Genomic DNA, 20,184 nt, shown 5'->3' on the forward strand with positions numbered 1-20,184 from the left:
TGTTACAGATTACTTAAACTTCGGCATCTTCCAGAATTTCTTTTTTATCAATATCCGGATCTTCCACCACCAGATTTTGCAGGATAAACTGCTGCCTGTCGGGCGTATTTTTTCCCATATAGAACTCCAGAAGCTGATCAATCGTCTGGTCTTTTCCTAAAACTACAGGTTCTAATCGGATGTCTTTCCCGATAAAATGTTTAAACTCATCAGGAGAAATCTCACCAAGACCTTTAAACCTGGTGATTTCGGGGTTTTTGCCAAGTTCATTTAAGGCTTTTATCCTTTCTGCTTCGGTATAGCAGTAGCGGGTTTCTTTCTTGTTTCTTACCCTGAATAAAGGGGTTTGGAGAATATAAAGATGTCCGTTTTTAATTAAATCCGGAAAAAACTGCAGGAAGAAAGTAATCATCAGCAAACGGATGTGCATGCCGTCGACATCGGCATCGGTTGCGATAATCACGTGGTTGTAGCGCAGATCTTCCAGTGAATCCTCAATATTCAGCGCAGCCTGCAGCAGGTTGAATTCTTCATTTTCGTAAACTACTCTCTTAGTCAAACCATAACAGTTCAGCGGTTTTCCTTTAAGGGAAAAAACCGCCTGGGTCTCCACATCGCGCGATTTCGTAATAGATCCTGATGCCGAATCACCTTCAGTTATGAAGATCATGGTCTCCCCTTTTCTTACGGCTTTCTGATCGTTATAATGTTCGCGGCAGTCGCGCAGTTTTTTGTTGTGAAGCGAAACCTTTTTCGCCCTTTCCCGCGCCAGTTTCTGAATTCCTGAAAGCTCTTTTCTTTCTCTTTCAGAAATAATGATTTTGCGGTGAATGGCTTCGGCAATTTCCTGATTTTGGTGGAGGAAATTATCGAGTTTATTTTTTAAGAAATTGGTAATGAAAGTTCTTACGGTTTCCTTTCCGGGCTCCATTTCGTTGGAACCGAGTTTGGTCTTTGTCTGGGACTCGAAAACAGGTTCTATGACTTTAATCGCAACCGCCGCGATAATGGATTTACGGATGTCTGCCGCCTCGAAATTTTTATTGAAATATTCGCGGATGGTCTTTACATAAGCTTCACGAAAGGCATTCAAGTGCGTACCACCCTGCGTGGTATTCTGTCCGTTTACGAAAGAAAAATAGGTCTCCGACTGCGACTTATCCGAATGGGTAATCGCCACTTCAATGTCTTCGTCTTTCAAATGAACGATCGGGTAAAGAATTTCGCCTTCAATTTCTTCCTGCAAAAGATCCTTCAGTCCGTTTTCGGAAAAATAGGTTTCGCCGTTGAAGATTATTTTCAATCCGGGATTCAGGTAACAGTAATTTTTGAGCATCTTCTCGATATACTCTTTCCTGAATTTAAAATGCGTGAAGATTGTGGCGTCGGGAATAAAGGTAATTTCGGTTCCGTTTCTTTCCGAGGTTTCAATTTCGGCATTATCGCTCGTGATAATTCCTTTTGAAAACTCCGCTACTTTCACTTTGCCTTCCCTTACCGATTTTACCCGGAAATATTCTGAAAGTGCGTTCACCGCTTTGGTTCCGACACCGTTAAGACCTACTGATTTTTTAAAAGCTTTGGAGTCGTATTTACCTCCGGTATTCATTTTAGAAACGGCGTCCACGACTTTTCCCAAAGGGATTCCACGCCCATAATCGCGGATCGTGGCTTTGCCTTCGTCAATTTTAATTTCAATTCTCTTTCCGGCTTTCATTACGAATTCATCGATGGAGTTATCGATGATTTCCTTGAGTAAAATATAAATCCCGTCGTCTGCAGAAGACCCGTCGCCAAGCTTGCCGATGTACATACCGGGACGAATCCTGATATGCTCCTGCCAATCGAGGGTTCTGATGTTATCTTCGGAATAGTTTACAGTGTTGATTTCGCTCATGGTTTTTCGCAGAATGCTTTTAAAAATTCAGTTACTCACAAAAATAGCGAAACTAAGTTTATATTTAAAATTTTGTGGAAAATTATTTTAAACAACCGTACCTGAAATAATTTCAATCTGCCATTTACCATTTTTAAATTCCACAGCCATATCATAAGTTGAACTACTTCCCCACTTCATAATGTAGAATTTTTCTGGATTTTTAGGATCCTTTCTTAGTTTGGAAAGTCCTCCATGAACAACATCTGTCACTCGTAAGTAATACGGTAATTTATTTTCGTTTTCTGCAACAATAAAAGTTCTTAATTCTGGATTTATCATCTGGAAATATTCACAATCATTACCATAAACATCAAAAAGATAATTCATCTTTTTAAAATCCTGCCCTTCCACTGCTGCATATTTCGGAACTAATTCTTCAAATAACATTGTAAATTTATTCTTGCCGGATTTATGAAGCGGGTTCAAATCATTGAAATCATTAATGCCATCGGAATCTGTATCTCCTTTTTCAGGATTTAATCCAAATGACTCCTCAAAAATATCATTATAGCCATCATGAACAGAGTCTTTTTCCAAATCGGAAAGTTTTATTCGGAATAACTTCCCATCTTCTATTGCAGAATAGTCGTCATAACCAGGAAGTCCCGCAACTTTTACAATCCTCACGAAACTTCCCTGCAATTGCAATTCACCATCTTTAATAATAGGCTGCGTTTGAATTTTATTGAAATAATAATGACTAAAACTCAGCCCTAAAAAATAAGCTTTCGCGGTAGTTCCATCTATTTTTGTGAGCCAAAATCCTAAATTATTTTGAGCAAAAGCGTACTCGGCTTTTCCAACAGATTGTTTAGCAAAGTAAGCAAACTGCTCATTAAAAGCTGAATCGAATTTCGCGTACAATTTTTTATGTGCTTCATATTTCTTCAATACTTCTTTTTCATTTTTAAAATCATAATAATTTGCTTCTGTACTATCAGTTTTAAAACTTCTGAAATCTTTGAGTTGCGAAACCGAAAGATTTTTCGGCTTATTTTTCAGAATTTCTTCCACGGTAAAGGGAACTTCTTCCTTATAATCATAATGTCTTTCCTTGGTTGTAAAACAATTATCTTCTAATGAATTTTTACAAGAAAACAAGAATATGCAAAGTACAAAAAACAAAAAACTATATCTTTTCATAATATTTTAGACAAAAAAAATCTCCATTAAATATAGCGATTTTTCACCAAGCATCTTATGAAAAACAGGTCTGCTTAACCATTCTATGTTTAATCATGTATTTTAGTGGATTGCAAGGATTCCGAAATTTCCAGGGCATTTTCTGCTTTTTCCTTTTTGCTGAGGCTTCTTTCAATTTTAAAAATTTTAAAGAGAATTCCAGGCAGAGAAAGCATCACCGGACCAAAAACAAGTCCCATCACTCCGAAAATTTTCAATCCCAACACCACTCCGAAAACAGTAATCAAGGGATGAATATCTGCCATCTTTTTCAGAAGGGTAAAACGCAGGATATTATCGATACCGCCAACTAAAACCAGACAGTAAAGCGTAAGAAACAAACCGCCGCTCACATCACCACTGGCAATCTGGTACACGCATACGGGGATATAGATAAACATCGTTCCCAAAACAGGAACAATAGAGGCTGCACCGGTAAGTAGTCCCCAGAAAATTGCATTTTGGATGCCAAAAATGGAGTATCCGATCATCGCAATCACTCCCTGCGCGAACCCTAAAATAGGAATTCCGTAGGCATTCGATGTAATAAGTGCCGCATTTTCACGCATGAAAAACTTTTTACTTTCCTTAGAAATCGGCAGCAGTTCTTTAAAACGCGCTTCCATCGTTCTTGCGTTGATGAGCATGAAGTATAGAATGAAAAGCGCAGTGAAAATGTTGGCAAAAGTTTGGCCCACCCACTGCACCGTAGAAGGAATGTACGAGATCACCTTGTTTACCAGCTGCAGCACTTTGTCGTCTGAAAATGTAAGATCAAAACGTTTGAGGAATTCATTATTTTCAATCAGCACCCGGATTGAATTAAATTTATCCAGAATGGCTTCGCGATCACTGAGAAATTCATTGATTTTTGGAATCAGAATCTCCAGAATGATCCAGAGCGGGATGGCAAAAGTGATGATGATTAAAAATATAATAAGGATTATTGATAGATTCTTGTTCCGTTTTTTCTCCTCAACCAGTTTCAGATAAAACTTTCGGGTCAGCACATAAAGCGTGATAGAACCAAGCAAACCTGACAGGAAGTATTTCAGCTCAACTAAAATAATGAGAACTAACAAAAGTGCAAGGAACAAAATGGCTTTCTGAACATTGATTTTCTCAAACAGTTTTAGCATACTTCCGGATTTTAGCTCAAATTTAACAAAAACATTGTACAATGATGATAACGAAGGTTTAAACCATTATTTTTTCCGAATAAACAGAACTTTGTAAAATTCGTGCGCGGCAAGTGGCAGCAGCCCGAGTACCGCAGCCATGATCCAACCTTTCTGATCAAGCATATGAAGTTTAAATGCATCCCGCAATATGGGTACAAAAAGTACCAGAACCTGAAGCAGAATCCCAAGAACAATAGCCCCAATCAGGTATTTATTGCTAAAGAGACCCACTTCGAAGATGCTTTTTTTCATATTTCTCAGGCCCAGAGAATAGAAAAGCTGGGCAAACACCAATACCATGAACGCCAAAGTACGCGCATTTTTAACTACTTCTTCCGGAACATTTTTGTCAGAAGGCGAATATCCCATTTCGTAATATCCGTACCAAAACGCGAAAAAGCAGATTAAACCTATGAAAAGGCCCCCTAAAACAGCCTGCAGCCCTGCGCCGTTGGAGAGGAAATTTTCTTTTGGATTGCGGGGTTTTTCATTCATCACATCAGGGTCGCCATTATCCATTCCCAGTGCGATGGCCGGTAGCGAATCGGTGATTAAATTAATCCATAAAAGTTGCGTTGCAATAAGTGGCGATGCCCAACCAATGAGCAGTGCGATAACCATCAGCACCACTTCGCCGAGGTTACAGGTCAGTAAAAAAATAACCGACTTTTTGATGTTGCTGTAGATATTTCTGCCTTGCTCTATAGCTTTTACAATGGTGGAGAAGTTATCATCCGTAAGAATCATATCAGCCGCGCCTTTGGCCACATCGGTGCCAGTAATTCCCATCGCTACCCCAATGTCTGCTGCATTTAAGGATGGCGCGTCATTTACACCATCACCAGTCATGGAAACGATATTGCCGTTGGCTTTCATGGCCCGTACAATTTTTACTTTATGTTCCGGCGACACCCGGGCATACACCAGATACTGATCTACATTTCTCCTTAAATCTTCATCGCTAAATTCATCGAGTTCGGGGCCGGTAATGACCTGATCGATATTCTGCGCAATGGCCAGATCTTTAGCGATGGCAAACGCTGTGTTTTTGTGGTCACCCGTAATCATCACCGTCCTGATTCCGGCGTTTTTGGCAAGCGCGATCGAAGGCTTCACTTCGTCTCTGGCCGGATCCATCATCCCTACAAGCCCAAGCAGTACAAGATCCTGCTCCATTTCTTCGGGTTGTGTTTCCTTTGTTGCAGGCTTGTACGCAAGCGCCAATGTTCGTAATGCGTTATCCGACATTTTGCTTGCCGCATTGCTGAACTGTTCAAAATCAATATCTGAAATATCGCGCATTTCGCCATCACTAAAAATTTTGGTACAGACTTTCTTGAGACTTCCCAAAGCGCCCTTCGTAAAAACTTTATAATCTCCGTCTTCTTCCTTTACCAGAACCGACATCATTTTCCGGTCGCTGTCGAAGGCTTTCTCATTAATTCTTCTGGTATTTTTGCTTAAATCTTTCCTGTCGATCTCCATCGTATCACCCAGAACCAGCAGCGCAACTTCCGTAGGATCTCCGGTTGAATCACCGTTTTCCAGCGTCGCGTCGGAGCAAAGAATCATTCCCTTGGCAAGCATTTTTGCGGAGTTGGAAATTTTTTCCTGCTGATCATCATCCAAATCAATAAGACCGTCTGAAGTAAAAAGTTGGGTAACCGTCATTTTATTCATGGTTAAAGTGCCTGTTTTATCGGAACAGATCACGTTGACAGAACCCAGCGTTTCAACTGCGGGCAGCCGCCGGACAATGGCATTTTTCTTCGACATAGAAGTGACACCAATCGAAAGCACCACTGCCACGATCGCAGCCAAACCTTCCGGAATCGAGGCAACAGCCAGAGACACTGCGGTAAGAAACATTTCGGCCAGGTCCCTGCCCTGAAACCACGAAAGCACAAAAATAAAGACACAGATACCCACAGTTATTTTGCCCAGCATTTTTCCCAAATCGTTCAGACGTTTCTCCAGCGGGGTCTTGGTAGTTTCTTCGTTATCAATCAGGTGGGCAATTTTACCAAGCTCGGTTTTCATTCCGGTTTCTACAACCACGCCGGTTCCTCTTCCGTAAGTTACCACCGAAGTCATAAAGGCCTGATTTTCCCTATCCCCAATCGGGGTATTGGGATCTTCATAAACATCTTCCGCCTTTTTATGCTCAGGAACCGATTCTCCGGTCAGCGCCGACTCTTCGGTCTGTAGATTAGCCGTTTCAATAAGGCGGAGATCAGCGGGAATAATTCTCCCGGCTTCCAGAATTACGATGTCGCCGGGAACAAGTTCAGAACTGTCGATTTCTTTGGTATGGGAATCCCTTTTCACTAATGCTTTCGGGGAAGAGAGTTCCATCAGGGCTTCAATGGCTTTTCCGGCTTTTAATTCCTGATAGACCCCAATACTGGCATTGATGAGAATTACTAAAACTATAATCGCGGCATCCACATATTCACCCATTAGAAAGGTGATGATTACCGCAGCAAAAAGTACATAAATCAGCCAGTCATTAAGCTGAGAAATAAAGATCTGAAGAACCGTTTTTTTCTTTTTTGCTTCCAGCCGGTTGGGTCCAAACTGTTTCAGCCTTTTGACGGCTTCTTCGGAAGTAAGCCCCGTTTCGGGATTTACGTTAAGCGCTTTTAGTGTGTCTTCGATGGATTTAGTAAACCACATATTTTTACTTTTGGAGAACATTGTAGAATTCTGCTTCTTAGAACGACTCAGTAATATTCTTTGCTGAAGAATTCAGTATTACCGATGCTCTAACAATACAATCAAAGATACGCAATAAAAAAAGCAGATTTTATGAAATCTGCTTTTAATATCTAAAAATCTTTAATTATACATTGAATCGGAAATGCATTACATCACCGTCTTTTACAATGTATTCTTTGCCTTCTACCCTCATTTTTCCAGCTTCCTTTACTTTAGCTTCGGATCCATAAGTTACAAAATCATCATAACCGATAACTTCTGCACGGATGAATCCTTTTTCGAAGTCGGTATGAATCACGCCTGCGGCCTGAGGCGCCGTCCAGCCCTGACCAATCGTCCAGGCACGTACTTCTTTTACGCCGGCGGTGAAATAGGTTTGTAGTTTAAGTAAATCGTAAGCTTTTCTAACGAGTTTGTTAACACCGGGTTCATCCAAACCAAGTTCTTCCAAGAACATCTGTCTTTCTTCAAAAGTTTCAAGTTCGTTGATGTCAGCTTCAATCTGAGCGGCTAAAACTACCACTTCAGCATTTTCTTTTGCTGCCATTTCTTCGATCTTCGCAATCCATTCGTTGCCGTTTTTAATGGAATTTTCATCCACATTACAAACATAAAGCACAGGTTTGTTGGTCAGCAGCTGAATTTCAGAAATCACAGACTTTGCAAAATCATCCATCGGGAATTCTCTGGCATTCTTACCGTCTTCTACAAATTTCTGAAGATCAACCAGTGTTTCATAGGTCAACACATCTTCTTTCTTTCCGGATTTTATGAATTTCTTCGCTTTTTCTGCGGCTTTACCAATCGCCTCCATATCTTTTAACTGAAGTTCAATATCGATGATTTCTTTATCACGAAGCGGATCTACAGAACCTTCCACGTGAATAATATTGCCGTTTTCGAAACATCTTAATACATGGATAATAGCTTCGCATTCGCGGATATTGGCCAGGAACTGGTTCCCTAAACCTTCACCTTTACTTGCACCTTTCACCAGCCCGGCGATATCTACAATTTCTACCACCGCGGGCAAAACTCTTTCCGGATTCACGAGTTTTTCGAGTTCGAACAAACGGTGATCGGGCACGGAAACCGTTCCCAGGTTTGGTTCAATCGTACAGAAAGGATAGTTGGCAGACTGCGCTTTGGCGTTGCTCAGGCAGTTAAAAAGGGTTGATTTACCTACATTGGGCAAACCTACAATTCCACATTTCATAAATTTTTGCTTTTAGCAAGACACTTTTGGCGTGTTGCAGTTTAAATTAAGGTGTGCAAAGATAAGGTTTTTACACAAATTCTCAATAATATATATTAAAGTCACATCGGGGATAACTTCTAATTTTTATAACTGATAATCAGATACTTAAAATAAATTTTACGTTATCACTACAAAAATAGTTGTAAGAACAGATTTAATTCCTACATTTGTATCACTAAATAAATAGTGATATGCAGATTGCTCAATTAACAAAAGCTGAAGAACAAGTAATGCAGTACCTCTGGGAGATCGAAAAAGGCTTTCTTAAAGACATCCTTGAGCTTTTTCCCGAACCCAAACCGCACACCAATACCGTTTCTACCATATTAAAAGTGCTGAAGGAAAAAGATTTTGTAGATTATGAAGTTCATGGTCGCCAGCACCAATATTTCCCTTTAATTTCAAAAGAGAGATACAGTGGGAAATCAATGAAAAGCCTGGTGAAGAATTATTTCGAGGGCTCTTACAAAAACGCAGTTTCATTTCTGGTCGAAAAGAACGAAATGAGTGTGAAAGATCTGGAAATGCTCCTCAACGAACTCAAAAAATAAAAGGCATGCAACTCTTTTTTCTTTATCTGGCAAAAGTTATCTTAACATCGGGTGTAATGTTTTGCTACTACCGGTTGTTTCTTAAAGACAGGACTTTTCATCATTACAACCGTTTTTATCTGCTTGCTGTTTTGGTCATCAGTCTGCTGCTGCCGCTTCTGAAAGTAGATTATTTTACAGTTGAAGTAAACAGCGGTATTTATATGTTGCTTAATAAATTAAATAACATTAACGAATCAAAAAATTTAAGCCATGATCACTTTTATTATCAGTTTACTGCTCTCGGTTTTGGAGTGGCTGCTCTCTTTTTCCTGACCAGACTTTTCTACGGAATCTTTAAAATAGAACTGCTGAAACGCAGATACACCAGAGAAAAAATCGGGGACATTAATTTTTACCAGACCACTCTGCACGAGGCTCCTTTTTCATTCTTCAGAAATCTGTTCTGGAAGAATTCCATTCCCCTGCACTCAGATTTGGGAAAGCAAATCCTTAAGCACGAAATGGTACATATCGAACAGAAACATTCTTGGGATAAAATCTTTATTGAAATTCTTACGTCCATCTTTTGGTTCAACCCGTTTTTTTATCTAATTAAAAAAGAAATAAGTTTAATACACGAATATCTGGCCGATAAAAAGGCTATTAAAACCTCGGACACGAGAGCATTTGCGCAGATGCTTTTGGCAAGTCAGTTTTCCGGAAACCACTTACCTGCCGCGAGTCCGTTCCTAAGTTCTAACCTCAAAAAAAGAATCACAATGCTCACAAAATCAAAAACCAGATTCAGCTATGCGCGGCGTTTATTCGCATTGCCCATTCTCTTCATCATTGCCTTTGCCTACCTTGTTAACGCAAAAAACAGAGAAATAAAAGAAACCAACCTCGAAATCGAAAAGTACATCACCGCGGTACAGAACGATACCTTAATCACAAAACCTGATGCTCCTGATGCTCCTGTTGCACCACCTAGTCCAGAGGTTCCGCCTGCAGTAGAAAAAGAAATCAAGCTGAAAACTGAAGAACTTAAACCGCTGAATGATGCCCTGATGAAAAACAATGAAGAGGCAAAAAAAATCAGCAAAGAAATGAGCCTTACAGGCAGAAAACTCGAGAAATTGGCTAAGAAAAATGACTTCGACAGTCCTAAATTCAAGAAACTTGAAAAAGAAATGAGCCTGCTCAGCGGAAAAATGGATCAACTTTTCAATTCTGAAGATTTTAAAATCAACATGAAAAAGCTTGAACTGAAACAGTTAGAAATGGATAAACTCTATGCCCAGCTCGAGTTCTATAATTCCGACGACTTTAAATTAAAAATTAAAGAATTTGAAAACCATGCGAAGGAAGCCGAGCGCAAAGCAATAGAAATGGAAAAGAAAGTAAATTCACCTGAGTTCAAAAAGCAGATTGAAGAAGCCGAAAAACGCGCCAGAGAAGTTGAAAAACAGGTTAATTCACAAGAATTCCAGCAACGGTTAAAAGCAGCGGAAATTGCAGCAGAAAAAGCCGCCAAAGCTTCAGTATCAGCAAACCTGCTCAGAAATGACGATGCCGACGTGAAAATTTATATCGATGGAAAACCTGTTACGAAAGAAGAAATGAACACCCTGTCCCCCAACCGCATTGAAAGAATGAATGTTTATAAGAAAGGATACAACGGCAGCAAAGCCAACGAAATTCATATAACAACCAAAAAATAACGCCAACAATTACCAACGCTAAAGCCTCAGAACTTTAGCGTTTATTTTTATACTGGCTTTAAAGATGTGATAATTTTCATGTACCGTTGGCTTAATATTTTCCTTAACTTTAATCTATCAAAATTCCTAAAATTTAAAGTCATGGAAAACCACAACCTAACGCACGAATTTCCTGAATACACAGACAAAATCAATGTCCTGAAGCTGAATGACGAAATTTTCAGAAAAATGTATGTGAATTACGAGGAGGTAAACGCGCTCATTCAGCATTACGAAGAAGGTGAACAGAATCACACTACCGACGATCACTTAACCGATTTACGCAAAAAAAGAGTTCATTTAAAAGATGATCTTTATTCATACTTAAGGCAGAACTAGATTTACATATCAATCTGTTCCCAAAGCGGCCGATGAAGCCGCTTTTTGCATGCACTGACGCGGCGGAATTCTCATTTAATCAAAACAGATACTCCGATAACCACACCCACTTCTGAGAACTCAATTAAACTTTCCTTAATTTTCTCTATTAATTTCTGTTAATTCTATATCACTTTGCAAATTATCCGGTAAAAAAGATTACTTTTGCACCGTCAAAAAACGATTATGCAAAACATTAGAAATATCGCAATCATTGCGCACGTTGACCACGGAAAGACTACACTGGTCGACAAAATCATTCACGCCACCAGTGTATTCCGCGAAAATCAGGAATCCGGTGATCTTATCATGGACAATAATGACCTTGAAAGAGAGCGTGGAATTACCATCCTTTCAAAAAACATTTCGGTAACTTATAAAGACACCAAAATTAATGTAATCGATACGCCTGGTCACGCCGATTTCGGTGGTGAGGTGGAAAGAGTACTGAAAATGGCTGATGGGGTTCTGCTTTTGGTAGACGCCTTCGAAGGGCCGATGCCGCAGACGCGTTTCGTGCTTCAGAAAGCTTTGGAATTAGGCCTTAGACCGGTTGTGGTAATTAACAAAGTTGATAAACCAAACTGCCGTCCGGACGAAGTTCACGATCAGGTTTTCGATCTGTTCTTCAACCTTAACGCTACTGAAGAGCAGCTTGATTTCCCTACCTTCTACGGTTCGTCAAAACAGGGCTGGTTCAATTCATCATTAGAACAGACTGATAATATTTTCCCACTATTAGATGGTATTTTGGAACACGTTCCAGCTCCTGATGCGAAGGAAGGTCCGCTGAGAATGCAGATCACTTCCCTTGATTTCTCTTCTTTCTTAGGAAGAATCGCGATCGGTAAAATCACCCAGGGTTCTGTAAAAGAGTCTGAATGGATTGGTTTGGCACAGGAAGACGGCAACATCATCAAAGGAAAAGTAAAGGAATTATACGTTTTCGAAGGTCTTGGCAAAAAGAAAGTTCAGGAAGTAAAAGCAGGTGATATCTGTGCGATTGTAGGTTTCGATAAATTCCAGATTGGGGATTCATTCGTAGATCTTGAAAATCCAGATCCGTTGCCACGTACAGCAATCGATGAGCCTACTTTGAACATGACATTCTCCATCAACAACTCTCCTTTCTTCGGAAAAGACGGTAAATATGTAACTTCAAATCACCTGAAAGAAAGGTTGATGAAAGAATTGGAGAAAAACTTAGCATTAAGGGTTGAGCCAACCGAAGATGCCAACACGTTCCTTGTATTCGGACGTGGGATTCTTCACCTTTCTGTTTTGATCGAAACCATGAGAAGAGAAGGCTATGAAATGACCATCGGGCAGCCGCAGGTAATCCTTAGAGAAATCGACGGGGTAAAATGTGAGCCTTATGAATCTATGGTAGTTGACGTACCTGAAGAATATGCTTCACGAGTAATCGACCTTGCAACGCAGCGTAAAGGTGACCTTCACATCATGGAAACCAAAGGAGAAATGCAGCACATGGAATTCGAAATCCCTTCAAGAGGATTAATCGGTCTGCGTTCTCAAATGCTTACCGCAACTGCGGGTGAAGCTATTATGGCGCACCGTTTCGTAGATTACAAGCCTTTCAAAGGAGCGATACCGGGAAGACTGGTAGGCGTATTGGTAAGTAAAGGTCAGGGACCGGCTACTGAATATTCCATCGCAAAACTTCAGGACAGAGGTAAATTCTTTGTTGATCCGGGCGAGGAAATCTACGAAGGTATGATCGTGGGCGAACAGAACAAACCTGGAGATTTGGTGGTAAACATCGTTGAGGCAAAACAACTGAATAACATGCGTGCATCAGGGAAGGATAAAGACGGCAGCGTCGCTCCGAAAATCTTATTCTCTCTTGAAGAATGTATGGAATACATCCAAGGCGACGAAGCTATCGAGGTAACTCCGAACTTCATCAGAATGCGTAAAAAAGTTCTTTCTGAAAACGAAAGAAAACGCATCGAAAGAGTCGCAAAAGGATAACTGATTCTGAATCATATACAGCGCTGTTAGAGCTTGGAGCTCTAACAGCGCTTTTTAATTAAGCCCCGTCTGTCGGGGCTTTTTCTATAATATAAAAAAATAACCACCAACCGGTTTAGAGTGAAAACACGGTTGGGGAATTAAGGTTTTTTTATATTCCCGCAACCTGGGACCGGAGACTCCTTACCCTTTACTTTGACATTCCTTTGACATTCCTTTGACATTCCTTAGACATTCCTTTAGAACTAAAGAGAATTGGAAATAGTGGTCCAATATTTGATACCTCATTTTTCACCAACACTAAAAAATAAAGATATGAAAGCAGCAGTTTTTCACAGTCCGGGTAAGATTACCTGCGACACTGTAGACGATCCCAAACTCAAAGCACCCACCGACATTATCCTGAAAGTCACCTCTACCGCCATCTGCGGGAGCGACCTTCACATGTATTCCGGCGGCATACCGCAACCCAGACCCATGGTCATGGGCCACGAATTCATGGGCGTTGTAGAGGAAATCGGAGCTGAGGTTAGAAATTTAAAAGTAGGCGATCGCGTGGTTGTGCCCTTCCCTGTCGCCTGCGGCAGCTGTTATTTCTGTAATCATGATCTGCCCGGCGCATGTGAGCACAGCAACGAAGAAAATTATGGGCCCGAAGGTGGCATCATGACCGAAAAAGGAGGCGGAATGTTTGGCTATACCGATCTATATGGCGGTTACGATGGCGGCCAGGCTCAATATGTCCGTGTTCCCTATGGCGATTTTGGCCCCCGCGTGGTTCCGCATCATTTAAGCGATGAGCAGGCCCTCTTCCTTACCGATATCTTTCCTACCGGATATACCGGCGTGATGTGGGCGGATCTTAAAGGGGGTGAGTCCGTGGCCATCTTTGGAGCCGGTCCTGTAGGAAGCATGGCCGCAAAAAGTGCCATCCTGAAGAATGCCGGGAAAGTCATCGTCATCGACACCCTGCAGTACCGGCTGGATCAGATTAAAAAAATAACCGGCTGCGAAACCATTTTATGGAATGACGCCAAAGACGTCGTGGAGCAGATCCGAAGTCTCACAGAAGGCCGTGGTGCCGATGTGTGTATTGACGCGGTAGGTTTCGAACCGGAACGGAATATTATCGATAAGGCCAAAGCCGTCGTGCATTTTGAAAAAGGATCAATCAAAGTCGTGGAAGCTTGCCTAAGCGCTGTAAGAAGAGGCGGCAAGGTTTCCATTATGGGCGTTTATCCTTACAATTACGATAATTTCAAACTGGGACAGATATTCGACAAAGGACTCAGAATCCAGGCCGGACAGTCACCCGTTCATGCTATCATTGATGAACTACTGGGCTACGTCGCTTCAGGCAAGGTAGTTCTTGATGACATCATCACCCACCGCCTATCACTGGATGAAGTGGCAAAAGGCTATGAACTCTTCGATAAAAAAGAAGACGGCTGCGTAAAGGTGGTCCTGGATCCCTGGAAATAGCGCATGGCTTTACTTTAGAAAATCCTAATCAAATAACGTAATGATCCGGCAATGAGGAAGCGGGCTGTAAGGCCCGCTTCTTTATTGGTTAGTATGCACATGAAACAGATTCATGCTCTTAACAATCAGCCGGAAAAATATTCAAATTGTATGTGGTGATCATCCAGCAACTCGGTAAATAGATCAAAGGCAGTCATTTGCGCGGCCGGTAATTCCTCATAGGTTACATTCAAAGATTCACAGAGTTTGCCGACCTCCGAAACAGTTGCACACCTTTCGTACTCGAAATCGGGTCCCAGATCCTGCAAGTCCATTCTTACCTCAGCCGGACTGATGGTGAGCCAAATAACGCGTCCAAAATGGTCGGAGTAGATTTGCATGACTGGTAATGCTTAGGTTTTTATTTTTTTTTATTTTTTTGAAGTGTGGAGGGCTTTGTAAATTAATGGTCATAGTCCGGATGTTGTAAGCTCCGCATTTTGTTAATATTATGTTAGCTGCAGTGTTATTGTCCATTGTTAAACTCAATAAGGTCTTTGTGAATAAAGTTTATGAAATTTATTGAACTTGAAATGTAAGGTTCAATATTGGCTTCTAAAATTTTCCCCATAATTTCATAATATTGTTCAAAAGGACTATCGCTTCCTGTTTTCATATGAATAGTTTCTTTTCTTAGATTGTAAGCTTCAAAAATTAAATTTTTATCATTTACAATTTGGTTAAAATCGAAATTTTGAAAAATATCAGGAAGCATATTTGATATTTTTTCTTTAAACGATAATGAACTTTCTATTTTACTTTTATTTAAGCTGACCTCTCTATCTTTAATTGTCCTTTTGAATGTATAATTATTCGGAATTTTTTGATTAATAAATATTTCCAAGCAATTGATTAATGAATTGATTGAAGCAATTTTATTACTTAAATAAGTATTAAATGTTTGTGAAGTGTAGTTATCATCAAGTTCAAAAAAATAAGTTTTTTCTCCAATTTTATCTGCTGCTTCTTTAAATTTTGCGATAATTAAATTTGAGGAATTATAATTATCAATAGATGTATTAAGCAATAAAAATACCGGATTTGGAACACTCGAAACAAATTTTTCACCATTTAAATCAAGTCCTTTTAGTTTTAATATTTTCTGAATATTATTTTCATCTTTAAATATCATTATTAATTCATTTGAAAGTTCGTTTTCCTTTTTTTCAAATGACTCATGTTTAACCTCAGTTCCATCAGCATATGTTGTCTTGCCTTCAAATATTGGAAAAAAGTCGGGTTTTACTTTAATGCGTTTCATAAAATATTGCAGCCAACGTTTTTCGGCTTGGCGATGTGGCGGATTTTTAGCACAAAAGCTCAATAGAATTTCTGCCGTTGAACCTTGCACAAATGCTCAATCGAAGCACTTCAGCCGCCATATTGCCAAACCGATGTTAGCGGTTCGTTGTTTTTTCTATTGTCCAATTCCTATCAATTTACTTCTTCGTTCTAATAAAATTATATCTCTCCAAATACCGTTCATTTGTCCAATTCGTTCTCTGTGTCCAATTTTCCTAAACCCAAGTGCTTCGTGAATTTTCAAACTTGCAATATTTTCAGGAAAAATTCCAGCCTGTAATGTCCAAAGTTTTTCGTTTTCACTTTCAATAATTAATTTTTCAAGAAGTTTATGTCCAATTTTATGTCCACGATTTTTGTCTGCCACATATACGCTTACTTCTGCAACACCAGCATAAACACACCGTCCGGAAACAGGTGTCAATGCAGCCCAACCAGCAACTTCATTATCTTTAATTGCAACAATTCTACAATTCTTCAAATGTCCGTTATCCCAGTCTGTGTATGTTGGTATTTCTTGTTGGAATGTTGCATTTCCAGTTTCAATACCTTGTCTGTAAATTTCAGAAACGTTTTTCCAGTCGTCTGCTGTCATAGGTCTAAAAATTATTTCCATTGTTGTCAATTTATATTTGATTACTATTCGTGAGTGTCGCTCTACAATGACCGCTAACTCTCAAATATCCGAATATATTTCCAATCTCCCAACATAAATTGCGTGCTAAAACGTGATTATCCCATAACAGAAAGCACAACCCAAATTTACCAATCATTTCCTTTATCCCAATACGGTAACCCTTAAAACCACATTCCGTGAAAACACCCACAAAAAAACCTGAAATTTGAGGTTGCGCAACGGTTACCCATGTTAGGGGTTAGGCTTTTATTCTATGTTTTGATTTTTCTGTTTTTCAAGATTATAATTGATACTATATATACTATGATAATTGCTATTGGAATTACTACAAATCTGTCTGAAGGAAACAAATACCAAAGAATTAAAACTAAAATTGTCCTTACAATAGAATGAAATAGACCCACCCAATGGTCAATAATCCAAGTCAAAGGAACCCACATTAATCCCGTCAAAATCCCAACGGTTAATGGAAGAGAAGTGTAATCTACTATGAAAAAAGGTATTGCGATTGAATAGACTAAAATAGCTTGAGTCACTGTAAGAAAAAATAAATTATCAAATGTATTTTTAGGCTTACGTTTATCAAGATAGTCTTCACCTGTCAACTTTGAAACTGCCATAGATAAATAAACTATTGAACCGGTTGCTATAAACAAAACCCAAACAGTAATATTGTCAGGAAAAAAAATCCCTGAAATAGCTACGATCAACCACGCAATTAATCCTGCAATCGGAGAAGCTAAAAGTTTTTTGCTTTTAAATTCTTCTTTTTGTTCTTCAAGAGTTCTATGATTTCCTGTCATTTTCTATAGGTTAATTTCGTTCGGCGATTTATTATATGCTGACCGCTAACGGTTCGGGTATTGCCGAAGGCGGGGATTTTAGCACAAAAGTTGAACCGAAGAACTACAGTTGAACTTTGCAGTTTCGCCCCACTATTGCAAAACCGATTTTAGAAGCAGTTTCTTTATTTCATTTTAAAATATTCCAATGCTTCTGGTCCTTTTAGCATCGTCATTCCAAGTCCAATAAGTCCACCAATAACTAAGAAAATTATGTATCCTAAAATGGCCAAAACGATAACTATCCATTTATTTTTAATGACTACTGATTCATTTTTGAATAAAATCAAAAACAAAATTATACTAGGTAAAAACAATACAATTAGAGGAATAATAAAAACTTTCATAAATTCTAGCTAAAGCTTCTTATTGATAAAAATATTTGCTAACATAAAAAAACCTTCAAGGTTTCCAAAACCTTGAAGGTTTAATCTAGACAATAACCCTATCAAAGATTTCTTTGTTTAACAAAAAATTTGACAAAGTGAATGATATTATTTTCCCAACAAAAATCCTTTCAATTCTTCATATTGAGGATTAATTTCTGTGGTAAATTTCTCTTGCGTCATCAATTCTTCTAATGATTTTGGGATTTCCACTGATTTTCCAGTTGCTTGTTCTACAGAATCTGGAAATTTTACAGGATGTGCCGTTTCTAAGAAAAATCCTTTTCCGTCGTTTTTTGTCAAATATTTTTCTAAAGCTACAAATGCTACTGCGCCGTGAGGATCTAGAACATAACCATAATCTTTTTCTACTCTTTTGATGGTCTTAATCGTTTCTTCATCATCAATTGTATAACCCGAAAGTTTGTTTTTAACTTGATTAAATTCTTTGTCAAATAATTCTAAAATTCGCACAAAATTACTTGGATCTCCCACATCCATTGCGTTGGAAATGGTAGCAACGGTTTCTTTAGGTTGAAGAATTTCTGTTCTCAAATATTCAGGAACCACATCATTTACATTACAAGCGGCAATAAAATGTTCCACAGGTAAACCACGATAATGCGCCAAAATTCCAGCACAAATATTCCCAAAATTACCACTCGGAACACAGATTACAGGATTTTCCGAATTGTTTTTCAACCATTGTTTCAACGCCAAAACATAATAAATTTGTTGAGGCAACCAACGAGCTACATTAATAGAATTTGCCGAAGTCAAAAGTAATTTTTCATTTAAACTTTCATCAGAAAATGCTTGTTTTACAAGAGCTTGACAATCATCAAAACTTCCATTTACTTCCAAAGCATGAATATTTTTTCCAAGAGCCGTCAATTGCTTTTCCTGAACCGGACTTACACGATTTTTTGGATATAAAATCACCACTTCTATTCCTTCCACATCATAAAATCCGTTAGCTACAGCACCACCAGTATCGCCAGAAGTAGCCACCAAAACCGTAACTTTTCGGGTTTCATTTTTTAGAAAATAACCCAAACAACGGCTCATAAATCTTGCACCAACATCCTTAAAAGCCAAAGTCGGCCCGTGAAAAAGTTCTAAAACCGAAATATTTTCTGTTACTTTCTTCAAAGGAATATCGAAAGCGATAGTTTCGGCAACAATTTTTCTAAGTTCAGCTTCTGGAATTTCGTCTCCCGCAAAATCCTTCATCACTTGATACGCAATTTCCTCGTCTGAAAGTTGAGTTAAATTTTGCAAAAATTCTAGACTAAATTTTGAAATATCTTCTGGAAAAAACAAACCTTTATCTTTCCCTTGTCCTTTTATCGTCGCTTCTTTGAAATTAAGCTGCTCTTCTTTATGTTTTAAATTGTAAAAATTCATTTTTTTAAATTAGGATTTCGGTCTTTCAGACCTCATTATTTTTCTTCATTTATTTCCAAGCGTTTTGCACTTGGCTGTTGATTTTCGGTCTTTCAGACCTTACAAATTAGATTTTTATTTCAATCAATTAAGCCAAAATTTCTTCGGACTTCGGACTTCAGTCTTTAGACTATTCTTATTCCTTGGTCATTGATTTTAGAAACGTAAACAAAGTTTTCAATACCGATTTCGTTGTAGATTTTTCGCATATTTTCCGCCACTTTTTCAGCAATTTCTTTGGTTTCGCTCAACATAAAAATCGAAGGTCCAGAACCCGAAATTCCTCCACCTAAAGCTCCTAAAACTAAACTCTGTTTTTTTACCTCATCAAACTTTGGAATCAAAATACTGCGAACCGGCTCCACCAAAACATCTTCTAAACTCCTAGAAATTAATTGATTATCATTTTTTAAAATCCCAGCCACCAAACCTGCAACATTCCCCCATTGTTTTACCGCATCTTTCATTTGGATATTTTTTTTGAGAATTTGTCTTGCATCAGAAGTTTTCACCTCAACTTGAGGATGCACCGCCGAAACGTACAAATCTGGTGAAGAAAGCGGAATAATATCCATTGGTTCAGAAGATTTTACCAAGGTAATTCCACCGAAAAGACACGGTGCAATGTTGTCTGCGTGTCTAGAACCAGACGCCAATTCTTCGCCAAACATCGCAAAATACACCAACTCTTCTTTAGAAAAAATATTTCCCAACAATTCATTCGCTCCGAAAGCTGCTCCTGCTGCACTTGCCGCACTGGAACCTAAACCGCTTCCTGGTTTTATTTTTTTGTTGATGGTGACTTCAAAACCGATGTTCTGATTTTCTAATTTTTCTAAAATTTTGAGCAAAACCACTCCTGCTACATTCTTCTCTGGCTCGGTTGGCAAATGGAACTTATCTTCGTGGTGAATGATGATTTTTCTTTCGTCCAACAATTTGAATTCCATTTCATCAAACGGTTCATTGAGCGCCATTCCGAGAATATCAAACCCGCAAACCAAATTGGCAACCGTTCCCGGAACTTGTAATTTTATATTTTTCATTTCTTTTAAACGCAAATTGCGCTAAGATTTTTTATTTTTTTTGAAAATAATTTATTTTAACCA

At 38.9% G+C, this 20,184-nt stretch carries 17 protein-coding genes; 5 read left to right on the top strand and 12 right to left on the bottom strand.

Translation table 11 applies throughout. The features are described from left to right. Positions 1-13: 13 nt before the first annotated feature. The 5 genes from OK344_RS09075 to ychF all read right to left on the bottom strand — a co-directional run bounded on the left by OK344_RS09075 (position 14) and on the right by ychF (position 8,236). Positions 14-1,897, bottom strand: coding sequence for a DNA topoisomerase IV subunit B (locus OK344_RS09075; protein WP_265144490.1), 1,884 nt, complete (start codon positions 1,895-1,897; stop codon positions 14-16). An 87-nt stretch (positions 1,898-1,984) separates the two neighbouring features. Next, entirely contained in the window at positions 1,985-2,830 is an 846-nt protein-coding gene (locus OK344_RS09080; RefSeq protein WP_265144491.1) for a hypothetical protein, read from the bottom strand. A gap of 341 nt (positions 2,831-3,171) precedes the next feature. Further along, positions 3,172-4,260 (bottom strand): AI-2E family transporter, encoded by a 1,089-nt coding sequence (locus OK344_RS09085; protein WP_265144492.1) that lies wholly within the window; start codon positions 4,258-4,260, stop codon positions 3,172-3,174. A gap of 66 nt (positions 4,261-4,326) precedes the next feature. Continuing rightward, positions 4,327-6,978, bottom strand: a complete 2,652-nt coding sequence (locus tag OK344_RS09090) for a cation-translocating P-type ATPase (RefSeq protein ID WP_265144493.1) — start codon at positions 6,976-6,978, stop codon at positions 4,327-4,329. A 166-nt stretch (positions 6,979-7,144) separates the two neighbouring features. Further along, positions 7,145-8,236, bottom strand: coding sequence for a redox-regulated ATPase YchF (ychF, locus tag OK344_RS09095; protein ID WP_265144494.1), 1,092 nt, complete (start codon positions 8,234-8,236; stop codon positions 7,145-7,147). A 233-nt stretch (positions 8,237-8,469) separates the two neighbouring features. Between ychF and OK344_RS09100 the strand changes: the two genes are divergently transcribed. From OK344_RS09100 to OK344_RS09120, 5 genes are all read left to right on the top strand, one after another. Continuing rightward, positions 8,470-8,829: a BlaI/MecI/CopY family transcriptional regulator gene (locus tag OK344_RS09100; RefSeq protein ID WP_265144495.1), complete on the top strand. Its 360-nt coding sequence runs from the start codon at positions 8,470-8,472 to the stop codon at positions 8,827-8,829. Between the two features lie 5 nt (positions 8,830-8,834). Then, a complete protein-coding gene (locus OK344_RS09105) occupies positions 8,835-10,532 on the top strand; it encodes a M56 family metallopeptidase (RefSeq protein ID WP_265144496.1) in 1,698 nt (565 codons plus the stop codon). A gap of 141 nt (positions 10,533-10,673) precedes the next feature. Then, the gene (locus OK344_RS09110; RefSeq protein WP_265144497.1) at positions 10,674-10,910 is read left to right on the top strand and encodes an HP1242/YdcH family protein; all 237 of its coding nucleotides are present in this window, start codon (positions 10,674-10,676) and stop codon (positions 10,908-10,910) included. 225 nt (positions 10,911-11,135) lie between these two features. Further along, the gene (typA, locus tag OK344_RS09115; RefSeq protein ID WP_265144498.1) at positions 11,136-12,941 is read left to right on the top strand and encodes a translational GTPase TypA; all 1,806 of its coding nucleotides are present in this window, start codon (positions 11,136-11,138) and stop codon (positions 12,939-12,941) included. 315 nt (positions 12,942-13,256) lie between these two features. Beyond that, on the top strand, positions 13,257-14,423 hold the full coding sequence (locus OK344_RS09120; RefSeq protein WP_265144499.1) for a zinc-dependent alcohol dehydrogenase: 1,167 nt from the start codon (positions 13,257-13,259) through the stop codon (positions 14,421-14,423). 125 nt (positions 14,424-14,548) lie between these two features. Here OK344_RS09120 and OK344_RS09125 read toward each other — a convergent pair whose 3' ends face one another. The 7 genes from OK344_RS09125 to OK344_RS09155 form a co-directional block, all read right to left on the bottom strand. Then, positions 14,549-14,803, bottom strand: coding sequence for a hypothetical protein (locus OK344_RS09125; RefSeq protein WP_265144500.1), 255 nt, complete (start codon positions 14,801-14,803; stop codon positions 14,549-14,551). A gap of 125 nt (positions 14,804-14,928) precedes the next feature. Further along, positions 14,929-15,813, bottom strand: coding sequence for a hypothetical protein (locus tag OK344_RS09130; protein WP_265144501.1), 885 nt, complete (start codon positions 15,811-15,813; stop codon positions 14,929-14,931). A gap of 66 nt (positions 15,814-15,879) precedes the next feature. Beyond that, positions 15,880-16,380: a GNAT family N-acetyltransferase gene (locus OK344_RS09135; protein ID WP_265144502.1), complete on the bottom strand. Its 501-nt coding sequence runs from the start codon at positions 16,378-16,380 to the stop codon at positions 15,880-15,882. 272 nt (positions 16,381-16,652) lie between these two features. After that, positions 16,653-17,204 carry a DUF7010 family protein gene (locus OK344_RS09140; protein WP_265144503.1) on the bottom strand — a complete coding sequence of 184 codons (552 nt, stop codon included), beginning with the start codon at positions 17,202-17,204 and terminating at the stop codon, positions 16,653-16,655. A gap of 164 nt (positions 17,205-17,368) precedes the next feature. Then, positions 17,369-17,590 carry a hypothetical protein gene (locus OK344_RS09145; RefSeq protein WP_265144504.1) on the bottom strand — a complete coding sequence of 74 codons (222 nt, stop codon included), beginning with the start codon at positions 17,588-17,590 and terminating at the stop codon, positions 17,369-17,371. 147 nt (positions 17,591-17,737) lie between these two features. Further along, the gene (thrC, locus tag OK344_RS09150; protein WP_265144505.1) at positions 17,738-19,036 is read right to left on the bottom strand and encodes a threonine synthase; all 1,299 of its coding nucleotides are present in this window, start codon (positions 19,034-19,036) and stop codon (positions 17,738-17,740) included. Positions 19,037-19,200: 164 nt separating this feature from the next. Further along, positions 19,201-20,121: a homoserine kinase gene (locus tag OK344_RS09155; RefSeq protein ID WP_265144506.1), complete on the bottom strand. Its 921-nt coding sequence runs from the start codon at positions 20,119-20,121 to the stop codon at positions 19,201-19,203. Positions 20,122-20,184: the final 63 nt, after the last annotated feature.

This window comes from Kaistella yananensis (assembly GCF_026107505.2).
Lineage (GTDB): Bacteria > Bacteroidota > Bacteroidia > Flavobacteriales > Weeksellaceae > Kaistella > Kaistella yananensis.